The organism is Bradyrhizobium sp. CCBAU 11386 (assembly GCF_028128955.1).
In the GTDB taxonomy this organism is placed as follows: domain Bacteria; phylum Pseudomonadota; class Alphaproteobacteria; order Rhizobiales; family Xanthobacteraceae; genus Bradyrhizobium.
This window is the reverse complement of the sequence record NZ_LBKA01000257.1, coordinates 185853-199962: the sequence shown is the minus strand read 5'-3', so window position 1 is coordinate 199962 and position 14110 is coordinate 185853. Positions and strand designations below refer to the sequence as shown.

Annotated in this window: 11 protein-coding genes and 1 pseudogene; 5 read left to right on the top strand and 7 right to left on the bottom strand. The window is 66.0% G+C overall.

The genetic code is table 11. The features are described 5' to 3' along the window. From XI09_RS39090 to XI09_RS39075, 4 genes are all read right to left on the bottom strand, one after another. Complete coding sequence (locus tag XI09_RS39090) at positions 1–735, bottom strand: MBL fold metallo-hydrolase (RefSeq protein WP_271571662.1); 735 nt, start codon at positions 733–735, stop codon at positions 1–3. A 31-nt stretch (positions 736–766) separates the two neighbouring features. Then, entirely contained in the window at positions 767–1069 is a 303-nt protein-coding gene (locus XI09_RS39085) for a DUF6460 domain-containing protein (RefSeq protein WP_027542359.1), read from the bottom strand. Between the two features lie 175 nt (positions 1070–1244). After that, positions 1245–3122, bottom strand: a complete 1878-nt coding sequence (locus XI09_RS39080; RefSeq protein ID WP_271571661.1) for an ATP-dependent DNA ligase — start codon at positions 3120–3122, stop codon at positions 1245–1247. After that, positions 3119–4156 carry a ligase-associated DNA damage response exonuclease gene (locus XI09_RS39075; RefSeq protein WP_271571660.1) on the bottom strand — a complete coding sequence of 346 codons (1038 nt, stop codon included), beginning with the start codon at positions 4154–4156 and terminating at the stop codon, positions 3119–3121. The genes XI09_RS39080 and XI09_RS39075 overlap by 4 nt, the downstream gene beginning before the upstream one ends. 130 nt (positions 4157–4286) lie before the next feature. On the opposite strand from XI09_RS39075, the gene XI09_RS39070 reads away from it, so the two are divergent. The 3 genes from XI09_RS39070 to XI09_RS39060 all read left to right on the top strand — a co-directional run bounded on the left by XI09_RS39070 (position 4287) and on the right by XI09_RS39060 (position 9465). Then, positions 4287–5213, top strand: a complete 927-nt coding sequence (locus XI09_RS39070) for a class I SAM-dependent DNA methyltransferase (RefSeq protein WP_271571659.1) — start codon at positions 4287–4289, stop codon at positions 5211–5213. 115 nt (positions 5214–5328) lie between these two features. Beyond that, positions 5329–6558: an ABC transporter substrate-binding protein gene (locus XI09_RS39065; RefSeq protein ID WP_271571658.1), complete on the top strand. Its 1230-nt coding sequence runs from the start codon at positions 5329–5331 to the stop codon at positions 6556–6558. 240 nt (positions 6559–6798) lie between these two features. Continuing rightward, positions 6799–9465, top strand: a complete 2667-nt coding sequence (locus XI09_RS39060) for a ligase-associated DNA damage response DEXH box helicase (protein ID WP_271571657.1) — start codon at positions 6799–6801, stop codon at positions 9463–9465. A 151-nt stretch (positions 9466–9616) separates the two neighbouring features. Here the strand turns inward: XI09_RS39060 and XI09_RS39055 are convergent, their stop codons facing one another. After that, on the bottom strand, positions 9617–10444 hold the full coding sequence (locus XI09_RS39055; protein WP_271571656.1) for a LysR family transcriptional regulator: 828 nt from the start codon (positions 10442–10444) through the stop codon (positions 9617–9619). Positions 10445–10542: 98 nt separating this feature from the next. Here XI09_RS39055 and XI09_RS39050 point away from each other — a divergent pair. After that, positions 10543–11483 (top strand): annotated as a pseudogene (locus XI09_RS39050) (DMT family transporter). Positions 11484–11495: 12 nt separating this feature from the next. Then, entirely contained in the window at positions 11496–12269 is a 774-nt protein-coding gene (locus XI09_RS39045) for an MBL fold metallo-hydrolase (protein ID WP_271571655.1), read from the top strand. A gap of 116 nt (positions 12270–12385) precedes the next feature. Here the strand turns inward: XI09_RS39045 and XI09_RS39040 are convergent, their stop codons facing one another. Next, on the bottom strand, positions 12386–13156 hold the full coding sequence (locus XI09_RS39040) for a TIGR02186 family protein (protein ID WP_271571654.1): 771 nt from the start codon (positions 13154–13156) through the stop codon (positions 12386–12388). Beyond that, a complete protein-coding gene (locus XI09_RS39035; protein ID WP_271571653.1) occupies positions 13153–14070 on the bottom strand; it encodes a sulfite exporter TauE/SafE family protein in 918 nt (305 codons plus the stop codon). Before XI09_RS39035 ends, XI09_RS39040 begins: the two co-directional genes overlap by 4 nt. Positions 14071–14110 lie beyond the last annotated feature (40 nt).

Below are 14110 nucleotides of genomic sequence, written 5' to 3'. Positions count from 1 at the left end.
TCAGAACACGAGCACCATGCCGTCTTCGGCGGCGAGATGCTCGATATCGACGAGGCGCGACAGCATGTCGTCGCTCATGTGGGTGAGGACGAGGCGTTTTGCGCCGATTGCCGGCAAATGCTGTTCCAAGGTCTTCAGGCTGAGATGGTTCTTGACCACCTTCTCGTACATATAGGCTTCCGCAATGAAAAGGTCCGCGCCATGCGCCAGCGGAATGAGCGTCTCCGTCCATTCGGTGTCGGCGCTGTAGGCGAGCGTGCGGCCCTCGGTCTCGATACGGTAGGCCAGGAACGGGCCGCCGGATTCGCCGTGCACGACCGGGTAGGGCGTCACCGTCACCGCGCCGAAGTTGCGCCTTTGCTCGGGCGCGAGTTCGACGACGGCGAGCTCGAATCGCTGCCTGGTCTTCGACGAATGCTCGAACAAAACCTCCATCACCTGACGCAGCCGCGTCTCGATGCCTTGCGGGCCCGCGATCGTCAGCGGTCGCGTCCGCCGCGAGAACTGCGCGTCGAGCAGGACAAACGGCAGGCCGGCAAAATGGTCGCCGTGGAAATGCGTGATCAGGATCAGATCGATGTCGTTCCGATCGATCTCGAGTCGCTTCAGCGCCGGCAAAGCCGACGCGCCGCAATCGATAAGGAAATTGGTTTCGCGCCCCGCCACGTGGAAGCAGGTGTTGAGCCTGCCGCCCGAGCCGAAGGCGTCGCCGCAGCCGACAAAGCGCAGTTGCATCGGCTGCGGGCTCCCTGAGCTTGACCCGGACTTAGCGGCGCGGCGCGCCGAAGACGCGCGACAGCAGCCAGATCGGGATCACGATGACCGCGCCGAGCAGGAAGTAGCGCCACAGCCAGTTGATGGTATCGAAGCCGAGATCCCACAGCCGCTGGAACAACAGGCGAATGCTGTGGATGATGTTCCAGGGATCGAAGCCGATCGCCGCCAGCACGACGCCCACCAGGATCGAGAGCAGGACCAGGCGAAACGCGACCGCCAGCGGCGAGCCGCCGAGAAAGCGGTTCAGGCCATCACTGCGGCCGGCCGGCAAATCTCTGACGTCTTGGACCATCTGGAAACTCCTCGGGGATTCGACCCCATTATACGGCATCGCGAGGCACATGGGGAACCCGCAACGGGGCGTCAATCGGCTTACGGGATTTTAATCCCGGATCGGTCACCTCTCCCGCTTGCGGGAGAGGTCGGCGCGTCCCGGGCGATGCGAAGCATCGTCCCGAGCGCCGGGTTCACGCCTCCACTTCGACTGCTTCCGCTTTCAACATCTTCTCCAGCGTTTCCAGCCGGTCGGCCTCCCGCGGCGGCTTGTCCCAGCGTAAGCGGCTGATGCGGGGGAAACGCATGGCGACGCCGGATTTGTGCCGCGGCGAGCGCTGCAGGCCTTCGAACGCGACCTCCAGCACCAGCCCCTTGTCACCCTCGTGCACGACATGGCGCACGGGGCCGAACTTTTCGGTGGTGTTGCGGCGGACGAAGCGGTCGATCTGCAAGAGCTCCTCGTCGGTGAAGCCGAAATAGGCCTTGCCGACCGGCACCAGCTCGTCGCCGGTCTCACCTTCGGTCCAGACGCCAAACGTGTAGTCGGAATAATAGGACGAGCGCTTGCCGTGGCCGCGCTGCGCATACATCAGCACGGCATCGATGATGTGCGGGTCGCGCTTCCACTTCCACCATTGTCCCTTCGGCCGTCCAGGCAAATAAGGCGCATCGCGCCGCTTCAGCATCACGCCCTCGACGGCGTCGGCATCCTCGCCGGCGCCGGCGCTTGCAGGGGCGGCGCGCGCGGCGGTCAGCGCCTCCCAGCTTGCGAAGGGCACGGTGGGCGACAGATCGATGCGGGGATCGCCAAGTTTCCTGATGAAGGTCTCAAGTCGCTCGCGCCGCTCCGCGAACGGCAATTCACGCAAATCGTTCTCATCGTCGCCGAGCAAATCGTAGGCGCGCAGGTGGATCGGAAATTCCTTGATCAGATTCGGCGAGACGACCTTGCGGTTGAGCCTCTGCTGGAGAACGTTGAAGCTCTGCACGCGACCCTCGCGCAGGATCAGAAGCTCGCCGTCGATCGCGCCCGGCAGGCGCAACGACGGCACGAGATCCGGAAAGCTCCCCGTGATGTCCTCGCCGGTGCGCGAATAGAGTCGCGTCGTGACGTGGCCGCGGTCGTCGCGGCCTGCCACCGCCTGCACGCGGATGCCGTCCCATTTCCATTCGGCGATGTAGTCGGCGGGGTCGAGTGCGGCGAAATCGCTGTCCTCGATCGCATGCGCGAGCATCACCGGGCGGAACGGCGCGGGATCGCGATTGACCGGCTTCTCGCTGCGGCCTTCCAGCCAGGCGAACAGGTCGAGATAGGGTGGCGCGAGCCCCGGCCAGATCAGCTCGACCTCATGCGGGTCCTTGTCGCCGAGCGCCGCCGCGGCGGTCTTCGCCAGCCGCGCGGAAATGCCGATGCGAAGCGCGCCAGTGACGAGCTTCAGCAGCGCCCAGCGGCCGGTCTCGTCGAGCTCGTCGAGCCAGCGTTCGAGCTGCTTCGGCAGCTCGGTCTTGCCGAGCGTGCGCAGCGTGGTGACGACTTCGGTGAGGGTCGGCGGCGGCGGGTTGTTGTGGTTGCTTGGGTGGAGCGCATCGCTGGCATCTCGCCCGCGGTACCCCCCTCCCTGACCCTCCCCCGCAAGGGGGGAGGGAACGGAGAGGCTCGTGCCTCCATCACTTTGGGAATCGCTATTAGTTGTTGTGCTCGCTGACAGCGCCGCGTTCCGCTGCGCTCCCTCCCCCCTTGCGGGGGAGGGCGGGGGAGAGGGGTGGCCCGGAAAAGACTGCCCGCCATCTCCCGCGCGCTTCGGCCACATCAGCGCCACCGTCTCCGAGAGATCGCCGACATAGTCGTACGACAGTCCAAACAGCACCGGATCGGTGCGCGACGCGATCAGGTCGCGGATCAGCGCCGGCTTGGCGTGCTTGAAGCTGAGCGCGCCGGTCAGCGCCGCGAGTGCATAGCCGCGGTCGGGATCGCCGACCTCGCGGAAATAGCCGGTGATCAGCCGCAGCTTGTTGTTGCGGCCGGGCTCGTAGGCGAGACGGTCCAGAAGTTCGGCGAAGCGGTTCATGCTTCGGCCTCGTTTTGAAGCAGCGTCTCGCTCTCCTCCTCGTCGCCATAGCCGACCAGATCGAGCGGCTGCGCCCGCAGGCCCCGCGACTTGCACCAATGTACCAGCGCATCTTCCTGGCCGTGGGTGACCCAGATCTCGCCGGCGCCGGTCGCCGCGATCGTGGTGGTGAGGCCGTCCCAGTCGGCGTGGTCGGAAATCACGAGCGGCAATTCGACGCCGCGCTGCCGCGCGCGGGCGCGCACGCGCATCCATCCTGACGCGAAGGCGGTGACGGGATCGGGAAAACGGCGCGTCCAGAGATCGGATGTCGCCGACGGCGGCGCCAGCGTGATGGTGCCGGCGAGAGCCGCCTTCTTCACGCCCATCACCGGCCTGAGATCGCCGAGCGCGATCCCGCGGCTCTGATAGTACTCGGTGATCTTCTCCATGGCGCCATGCAGATAGATCGGCGCGTCATAGCCGGCTTGCCGCAGCAGCGCGATCACGCGCTGCGCCTTGCCGAGCGAATAGGCGCCGACGAGATGCGCGCGCTCGGGAAACAGCGCGACCGAGGCGAGCAGCTTCTTCACTTCATCGGCCGCATCGCCATGGCGAAACACCGGCAGGCCGAACGTCGCCTCGGTGATGAAGACGTCGCAGGATACCAGCTCGAACGGCGTGCAGGTCGGATCGCGCGCGTCCTTGTAGTCGCCGGAGGCGACGATGCAGGTGTCCTTGCATGTCACCGCGATCTGGGCGGAGCCCAGCACATGGCCGGCCGGGTGGAATTTCACGCTGACATCGCCGAGCCGGATCTCCTCGCCATAGCGGATCGCTTGCGTCGAGCCGGCAAAATTCTCGCCATAGCGCAGCCGCATCATGTCCAGCGTTTCCTGCGTCGCCAACACCGCGCCATGGCCGGCGCGGGCATGGTCGGAATGGCCGTGGGTAATCACGGCCCGCTCGACCGGGCGCACAGGATCGATGTGGAAGCCGCCGGGCTTGCAGCACAGGCCGGCAGCAGCTGGCAACAGGATGTCTTGCGGACGCATGTGCACCATATAGTCAGCGGACGCCTCAAATTAAGTCGTCATGCGCGGGCTTGACCCGCGCATCCATCTCCCTAAAGAGTTCCATTTTGATGGATTGCCGGGTCAAGCCCGGCATGACGAGCCGAGTCCAATGCCCCTGCGTCTGTTCCTGTCCTCCGGCGATCTCATGGCCGACCGCCGTTTCGAGTTCGCGCGCGACCTCCAGCTCAAGGGCGATCTGCCTGCCGCCGCCGACCTCCTGGAGCAGGCGATCGAGCTCGCACCGAATTTCGCTTCGGCCTGGTTCACGCTCGGCGAGATCCGTCAGCAGCTCGGCGAGCGCGACAAGGCGATCGCGGCGTTTCGCAAGTCGCTGGAGTCCGATCCGGAGGATCAGCATGGTGCCGGCCTGCACCTGATACGGCTCGGCGATGCGCAGATGACGGAGATGCCCAAGGCCTACGTGCAGGCCCTGTTCGACCAGTACGCGCCGCGGTTCGAGCACGTGCTGATCAACGATCTCGGCTATCGCGCCCCGGCGCTGATCTTCAAGGCCGTGCTGGCCGCGCGCGGCGCCGCGAAGAAGCCGGCTTTCTTCAAGCGCACCATCGATCTCGGTTGCGGCACCGGGCTTGCGGCCGCCGCCTTCGCCAGGCAGGTCGATCATTTCATCGGCATCGACCTGTCGCCCGGCATGATCAAGGAGGCGCGCGCGACTGGTCTCTACGCCGAGCTCGAGGTCGCCGACATGATCGAGGGCCTGCGCGGCAAGGGCGATGCGAGTGCGAACCTCGTCGTGGCCGCGGACGCGTTCGTCTACCTCTCCGATCTCGCGCCGGTGCTGACCGAAGCCAGGCGCGTGCTTGCATCGGGCGGCGTGCTCGCCTTCACGCTGGAGACGCATGACGGCAGCGGCATCGTGCTCGGCGAAGGCCTGCGCTATGCCCATTCGGCGGAAAATGTGCGCGGCGCCATTGCGCAAGTCGGACTGAAGCTCCTCACCCTGGAGCCGGCCTCTCCGCGCAACGAGAACAACGAGCCGGTGCGCGGCCTCGTCGTCGTCGCCGAGAAAACTTGAGTCTAGACGCTAAACGCCCTGCGATTTGAGCGTCATTGCGTCGCAAAGCTGCGACTTCCCACTTGCGAGCCGCTGGCCGAAGCCAGCACAATGCGCGCACAGGGAGAAACAAATAATGACGAAGAATCCATCGCGGCGCGATTTCAGCGCCGCCGCGCTCGCCACCATCGCCGCATCCACCTTGCCCGCGCCGTATGTCTGGGCCGCGGAGAAGAAATACGATGCGGGCGCCAGCGACACCGAGATCAAGATCGGGCAGACCGTGCCGCATTCCGGCCCCGGCTCGCTCTACGGCGTGCTCGGCCGCGTCGGCGAAGCCTATTTCCAGATGCTGAACGAGAAGGGCGGCATCAACGGACGCAAGATCAAGTTCCTCACCATGGACGACGCCTACAGCGCGCCGAAATGCGTCGAGGCGACGCGGCGCCTGGTCGAGCAGGAGGAGGTGCTGGCGCTCTACGGCTCGCTCGGCACCGCGCCGCAGACCGCCGTGCACAAATACCTGAACTCCAAGGGCGTGCCGCAGCTCCTGCTCAATACCGGCGCGTCGAAGTGGAACAATCCGAAAGAGTTCAAATGGACCATGGCGGGTCTGCCGCTCTATCCGACCGAGGCGCGCATCCTGGCCCGGCACGTCGTTGCCGTGAAGCCGAACGCCAAGATCGGCATCCTCTACCAGAACGACGATTTCGGCCGCGACTTCCTCGGTCCCTTCAAGAAGGTGCTGGCCGATGCCGGCGGCACCGCGCAGGTGATCATGGAGCAGACCTACGATCTCACCGAGCCGACCGTCGATTCCCAGCTCATCAACCTCTCCAAGTCGGGCGCCGACGTCTTCTACAATATCTCCACTGGCAAGGCGTCGTCGCAGTCGATCCGAAAAGTGGCCGAGCTCGGCTGGAAGCCGCTGCACTTGCTCTCGGCCGGCTCGACCGGCCGCTCGATCCTCAACGCCGCGGGCCTCGAGAATGCCGCCGGCATCGTCGCGATCCGCTACAACAAGGAAGTCGGCCTGCCGAAATGGGAGAAGGACCCCGATGTGATGGCGTTCGAGGAGCTGCGCAAGAAGTACGTGCCGGCCATCGACCCCGACAACACCATCGCCTTCGCCGGCTACGGTCAGGCCGTCACCATGGGCGAGATTCTGCGCCGCTGCGGTGACGAACTCACCCGCGCCAACGTGCTGAAGCAGGCCTCCACGCTGTCAGGCTTCCACTCGCCCTATTTCCTCGAAGGCGTCACCTACAGCTACACGCCCGAGGACTACACGCCGATGAAGACGCTCTTCATCTCGACCTTCACCGGCAAGGATTGGGACATCTCCGACAAGCCGATGTCGGAGTGAATGTTCTTCCTCTCCCCGCTTGCGGGGAGAGGGTTGGGGTGAGAGGGAGCCTCCGCGGGGACGGCGGCAGTTGGACTCGCGGACGTTCAAACACACTCGTCATGCCCGGGCTTGTCCCGGGCATCCACGTCTTTGCTTTCGTGCGACCAGAGCGTGGATGGCCGGGACAAGCCCGGCCATGACGACCGCGAAGGCTCACACCCCTCGACGAACCCGCTCCCACGGCTTACCTGTGATGCCGTGCCGCCCCGCATCCTCAAAATCTCGGCCGAGCCGGCCGCGCTGCTGCCCGACCGCTTCCAGGCGTGGTTCGCGGGGCGCGGCTGGTCGCCGCGCGCGCATCAATTGGCGCTGCTGGAGAAGGCGCGCGAGGATCGCTCCGCCCTGTTGATCGCGCCGACCGGCGCGGGCAAGACGCTGGCGGGATTTCTGCCGACGCTGGTGGAGCTGTCTTCTCCCTCCCCCCTTGCGGGGGAGGGTCGGGGAGGGGGGTGGCCACAAGCACCGCTCGTGGGGCTACCCCCCTCCCGGCAGCCTGCGGCTGCCGACCTCCCCTGCAAGGGGGGAGGTGACAACAACAAGCTCGTCTCCACCGGCCGCAACGTTCAGCGCAGTGCCGGCCTCCACACGCTCTACATCTCTCCCCTCAAAGCGCTCGCCGTCGACATCGCGCGCAATCTCGAGCGTCCCATCGCCGGGATGGGTCTGCCGATCAAGGTCGAGACCCGCACCGGCGATGCGCCGGTGTCGCGGCGTCAGCGGCAGCGGCGCTATCCGCCGGATGTCTTGCTGACGACGCCCGAGCAGCTTGCGCTATTGCTCTCCTCCGACGACGCGCCGTTCCTGTTCTCCTCCTTGAAACGCATCGTGCTCGACGAGCTGCACGCGCTGGTGACGTCCAAGCGCGGCGATCTGCTGTCACTCGGGCTTGCGCGGCTGTGGCGGCTCGCGCCGCAGATGCGCGCGATCGGATTATCGGCGACCGTGGCCGAGCCTGATCAGCTCGCGCGCTTCCTGGTGCCGCAGCCTGATGGCAAGGAAGTGGCCGCCGACATCGTGATCGCCGGCGGCGCCGCGCCGCCGCTGGTCGAGATGCTCGATACAAGAGAGCGGCTGCCCTGGGCCGGCCACGGCGCGCGTCACGCACTCGCCGAGGTCTATGAGCTGATCAAGCAGAACAAGACCACGCTGGTCTTCGTCAACACCCGCAGCCAGGCCGAGATGTTGTTCCAGGATCTCTGGCGCATGAACGACGACGGGCTCGCGATCGCGCTGCATCACGGCTCGCTCGACGTCGCCCAGCGCCGCAAGGTCGAGGACGCCATGTCGGCGGGACGCTTGCGCGGCGTGGTCTGCACCTCCTCGCTCGATCTCGGCGTCGACTGGGGCGACGTCGATCTCGTGGTCAATATCGGCGCGCCCAAGGGCTCCTCGCGCCTGATGCAGCGCATCGGACGCGCCAACCACCGCCTCGACGAGGCCTCGCGCGCGGTGCTGGTGCCGGCCAACCGCTTCGAGGTGCTGGAGTGCCGTGCCGCGATCGACGCCATCGCCGAGAACGCGCAGGACACTCCGCCGTTGCGCACCGGTGCGCTCGACGTGCTGGCCCAGCACGTGCTCGGCCGTGCCTGCGGCGAGCCATTCTTCAACGATGACCTCTATGACGAGGTGCGCACCGCCGCGCCCTATGCGGGCCTCGCGCGCGGCGATTTCGACGACGTCGTCGATTTCGTCGCCACCGGCGGCTATGCGCTGAAGACCTACGAGCGCTTCGCCCGCATCAAGCAGGACAAGCAGGGGCGCTGGCGTGTCGCCAATCCAAAGGTGCGGCAGGGCTATCGTCTCAATGTCGGCACCATCGTCGAGGAGCCGATGCTCAAGGTGCGGCTGGTGCGTTCCCGCTCCACCGGCAGCGGTTCGACCGGCGCGATCGCGCGCGGCGGCCGCGTGCTCGGCGAGATCGAGGAATATTTCATCGAGGGGCTGACCGCCGGCGACACCTTCGTGTTCGGCGGCGAGGTCGTGCGTTACGAGGCCCTGGCCGAAGATCAGGTCTACGTCTCTCGCGCCAACGACAAGGATCCGAAGGTGCCGTCCTATATGGGCGGCAAGTTTCCGCTCTCAACCTATCTTGCCGAACGTGTGCGCCGCCTGCTCGACGACAGGCGCGCGTGGAACGGTCTCCCGGAGCAGGTGCGCGACTGGCTGTCGCTCCAGAAGGACGTCTCGCGCGTGCCGGGTGTCCGCGAACTGCTGGTCGAGACCTTTCCGCGCGGCAACAAGCACTACCTCATCTGCTATCCCTTCGAGGGGCGGCTGGCGCATCAGACGCTCGGCATGCTGCTGACGCGGCGGCTGGAACGCGCCCGCGCCCGGCCGCTCGGCTTCGTCGCCAATGAATATGCGGTGGCGATCTGGGGGCTGGGCGATGCCTCCTTCATGATCCGCAACGGTGAGCTCGATCTCGACGCGCTGTTCAACCCCGACATGCTGGGGGACGATCTCGAAGCGTGGCTGGCCGAATCCGCGCTGATGAAGCGCACCTTCCGCAACTGCGCGCTGATCTCCGGCCTGATCGAGCGACGCTTCACCAATGAGGACAAGAGCCGCCGCCAGGTGCTGTTCTCGACCGATCTCGTCTACGACGTCCTGCGCAAGCACCAGGCCGACCACGTCCTGCTGCGCGCCGCCCGCGCCGATGCCGCCACCGGCCTGCTCGACCTGCGCCGTCTCGGCGGCATGCTGGCCCGCATCCAGGGCCGCATCACGCACCGGGAACTCGATCACGTCTCCCCGCTCGCCGTCCCCGTGATGCTGGAAATCGGCCGCGAGTCAGTTTATGGCGAAGCAGCAGACGAGTTGTTGGCGGAAGCCGCCGACGAGCTCGTCAAAGAGGCGATGTCGTAGACTGCTGCATAATGAATTTCTGGGGCACTGTTCTCTCCACGTCGTCATGCCCGGGCTTGACCCGGGCATCCACGCCTTTCTTTCCGCAGCAAGAACGTGGATGGCCGGGACGAGCCCGGCCATGACGGAGCAAGTGGCGCTATCGATTACTTCAACGCTTGCGTTGGATATTGCTGGTGTGTCTTTCGCCGCCGATCTCTCCGGCGCCCTGTTCTGGGAAGAGCAGCGCCTGCTCGTCGTCTCCGACCTGCATCTGGAAAAGGGCTCGAGCTTCGCGACCCGCGGCGTGCTGCTGCCGCCCTACGATACCATCGCGACGCTCGGCCGGCTTGCTGGCGAGGCTCGATGACGTGTAGGCCATGTGCCAGGTGCGGCCGGCGCTCTCCAGCGCGTGGATGGCGCCGGCGCGATAGAGACAGCCCTGCGGAAAGCCGATCAACGGCACCGACGGCGCGCCCGCGTCGATCGGATGGCTCTTGCTGGTGACCCAGTGCACCCGCTCCGGCCACACCGCGATGGCGCCCTTCTCGCCGGCCTCGCGCTTGTAAAGCGCCAGATCAAGTTCGCCGCGTTCGAGATCGCGGGCGAGGTTCTTGCTCTGGTCGGCGCGCACGTCGAGCCGCAGGCCGGGATGCGAGCGCGAGAACGTCGCCAGCAATTTCGCCAGGCGATAGGCCGCAAAATCCTCGGGAATGCCGAGTCGGATCGCGCCTTCGCTGTCGGGCTGGCTCAGCACGTCGCGCGCCTCTTCCGCAAGCGAGAGCAGCCGCCGCGCATAGGACAGCAGCCGCTCGCCGGCCTCGGTCGGGCGCACGTCCTTGCCGTCGCGGTGCAGGAGGACCTGGCCGACATCCTCCTCCAGCCGCTTGATCTGCTGGCTCACGGTCGACTGCGTGCGGTGGACACGCTCGCCGGCGCGGGTGAAGCCGCCGGCCTCGACGACCGAGACGAAGCTGCGCAGAAGCTCGAGATCGAGCATGGGCGCCTCCATTCATAAATCCACTGATCGAAAGTTAATCATTTAATTTCCAAATGACAAGCGGTCTCCCTAGATCGAGGGCTCAGGAGAATGCCCTCATGTCGCTCGCCCCCTCGATTCCCGTCCCCCACAGCCGCTTCAACACGCTGCCGCTCGCTATCGGACTGTTCTGCCTGCTCTGGAGCTATGCCTTCGTCGCCGGCAAGATCGGCGTGACCCATTGCCCGCCGCTGATCCTGCTCGCCGCGCGCTTCTCGCTCGCCGGCATCCTGATCCTCGGTGCGACACTGATCCGCGGCGACGAGTGGTCATTGTCCTGGCGCGATGCCGCGATCTTCGCCGTGCTCGGCATCGCCAACAACGCGCTCTATCTCGGGCTCGGCTACACCGGCCTGCAATCGGTCTCGGCCGGGCTCGGCGGCCTGATCGTGTCGGCCAATCCGGTGTTCACCGCGGCGCTCGCCGCCTTGCTCCTTGGCGAAGGCATGACCTGGCGCAAGGCGGGTGGTCTCCTGCTCGGCGTTATCGGCGTGATGGCGATCGTCTGGCACCGCCTGGCGGTCGGCACCGATTCGCTGCACGGCATCGTCTTCACGCTGGCCTCGCTCGCCTCCATCGTCGCCGGCACTGTTCTGTTCAAGCTGCTCGCGCCGAAGGGATCCTTGTGGATCGGCAACGGCGTGCAGAACCTCGCCGCCGGCATCGTGCTGACGCCGGTTGCGTTCACCTTCGCCGACGTCCAGGCGATCGATTTGACCCCAAGCCTGATCGGCGCCTTCGCCTTCCTCGTGCTCGGCGGCTCGATCCTCGCCTACTGGCTCTGGTTTCATCTCCTGAAAGTGTGTGGCGCCACCGCTGCCAGCGCCTATCATTTCCTGATGCCGCCGCTCGGCATGCTGTTCGCCTTCCTCGTGCTCGGCGAGCATGTCGAGGCCCGCGACCTGCTCGGCTCATCCCGGTCGCACTCGGCATCTATCTGGTGACACGGCCGGCCAAGTCGCTTCCGTCCAAGTCGCTTCCGTCAAAGGCCGCGTCGTAAGGAAGGTTCATCATGCCCATCTCCATCACCCTGATCGGCGGCCCGACCGCGCTGATCGAGATCGACGGCTTCCGTCTCCTCACCGACCCGACCTTCGATGCGCCAGGCGCCTACCAGCTGCCGCATGTGAAGCTGGAGAAGACCATCGGCCCCGCGCTGACCGCCGATGCGATCGGTCCGGTCGATGCGGTCCTGCTCAGCCACGACCAGCATTCGGACAATCTCGACAATTCCGGCCGCGAGTTTCTCAAACAGGCGAAGCGCGTGCTGACGACAGAGGCCGGCGCCAAGCGCCTCGGCGGCCATGCCGAAGGCCTTGCGCCCTGGGGGATCTCGCAAGTGAAGGATCGTGACGGCAATTCACTGACGATCACCGCGACGCCGGCGCGCCATGGCCCGGCCGGCATCGAGCCGCTGTCGGGCGATGTCATCGGCTTCGTGGTGTCCTCAAACCGCAAGGACACAAGCGCGGTCTATATCAGCGGCGACACCACTTGGTTCGACGGCGTTGCCGAGGTCGCCCGCCGCTTCAAATGCCGCGTGGTGCTGCCGTTCGCCGGCGCTGCGCAGACGCGCGGGCCGTTCCATCTCACCATGGACACCAACGACACCATCGAGACCGCACGGGCCTTTCCCGACGCGGTGATCGTGCCGCTGCATACCGAAGGCTGGGCGCATTTCCGCCAGAACAGCGAGGATCTGCGCAAGACGTTCGACGTGCTCGGCTTCGGGACGCGATTGCGATTGCTGGAGCCGGGGGTGCCAACGGTGGTGGAGGCGCCTTGATGTGAGGTCGTCATTCCGGGGCGACGCGAAGCGTCGAGCCCGGAATCCATCGCGCCACCAACTCCGCCGATCGATAGATTCCGGGTTCGCGCCACGCGCGCCCCGGAATGACAGTCTCAATCCTTCCTGAAAACAATCGACGCCATCCACCCCGTCATCAGCGCCATTGCCGCGGTGGCGAGGCCGTAGATCAGGCCGTTCTGTCGCGCGGTCGTCGCGACGAACTGTTCGAAACCGACCTTGACGATCTCGAAGGCGGTCTCGGTCTTGCCGATGAATGCGCCGTTCGCAAACAATTTGATTTCAACCTCGTAGGTGCCGATCGGCACCTCCGCCGGCAGCGGAATGCCGGTGCGGAACAGCGTCGGTGTCAGGAACGTCACGGCGCTCGCGTCCTCGCGATAGAGGCCGCGCTGGGTGCGCAGGCGGATGAAGGCCGAGCGGAAAGCGTCGTTCGGCACCACGTCGGCATAATCACCGCTGACACGTTGGGTCAGCCGCACGTTGTTCAGCCCGATCTGCTGCCGCCGTGCGATGTCGGGCGAGGTGATGACGTCGAACGGGCGGTTGGCGAACAGTGCCAGATAGCTCGGCACCTGCAGGAACTGCCGGTAGTCGGTGTTGATCCAGATGCCGAAAGTGCGCTCCTTGCGCCGTGTCACCATGTCGGCGTGCGGGCCCATCACGGTGACCACGAGATCGTAAGCCGTGCGGTCCGCGGGCGTCGTGGCGTCCCTCTCGACCGAGCCGAACAGCACCAGCTCCTCGCCGGAATAATTCGGCGTCACCGTGACGCGGTGGTTGGAGACCGACACGATCAGCCGCTCGGCCCGCGCGGCGCTGCCGAGCAACAGGACGAGAACGACTGCGAGAAGCGCGCGCATCATCCGCTCACCCCCAGCTCACGGATGGTGAAGAGATCCTCCGGCCGGATCACCAGCTCGATCGCAAAGCGGACGCCGACCGAGAGGATCAACAGGCCAAGCAGCAGCCGCAGCTGCTCGCCGCGGATCTTCTGGCCGGCACGCGCGCCGAACTGCGCGCCGGTGACGCCGCCGACCATCAGGATCAGCGCCAGCACGGCATCGACGAGGTGATTGGTCACCGCATGCAGCATGGTCGCGAGCAGCATGGTGACCACGGTCAGGACCATCGAGGTCCCGATCACCGTCGAGGTCGGCACCCGCAGCAGGTAGATCATGATCGGCACCAGGATGAAGCCGCCGCCGATGCCCATGATGGCGCCGATAAAGCCGATCATGATGCCGACGATCACCACGGGGATCACCGAGAGATAGATCTTCGAGCGCTTGAACCGCATCTTCAGCGGCAGGCCATGGATCCAGTTATGCGTGCGCCGCGGCGGCACCGCGCCGCGCCGGGTCCGCATCAGGGCGCGCAGGCCTTCCGAGAACATCAGGCTGCCGACGGTGGTGAGCAGCACGACGTAGGACAGCGCGATCATCAGGTCGAGCTGGCCGAGCGCGCGAAGCTGCGTGAAGGTCCATACCCCCAGCGCGGTGCCGATTACGCCGCCGCAGAGCAGCACGCTCGCCAGCGCCGGATCGATCGCGCGCCGCCGCCAGTAAGAGATCGCGCCGGAAAAGGAGGAGGCCGCGATGTGGCTCGCGACCGAGGCGACCGCGACCGCCGGCGTGATGCCGATGAAGATCAGGAGCGGTGTCATCAGGAAGCCGCCGCCGATTCCGAACATGCCGGAAACGAAGCCGACCGCCGCGCCCATCGCCAGCACCAGGAAGACGTTGACCGGAAGATCGGCGATCGGGAGATAGAGCTGCATTGAACCACGCACCGGCGAGACGGATCGACTAGCGCGGAAT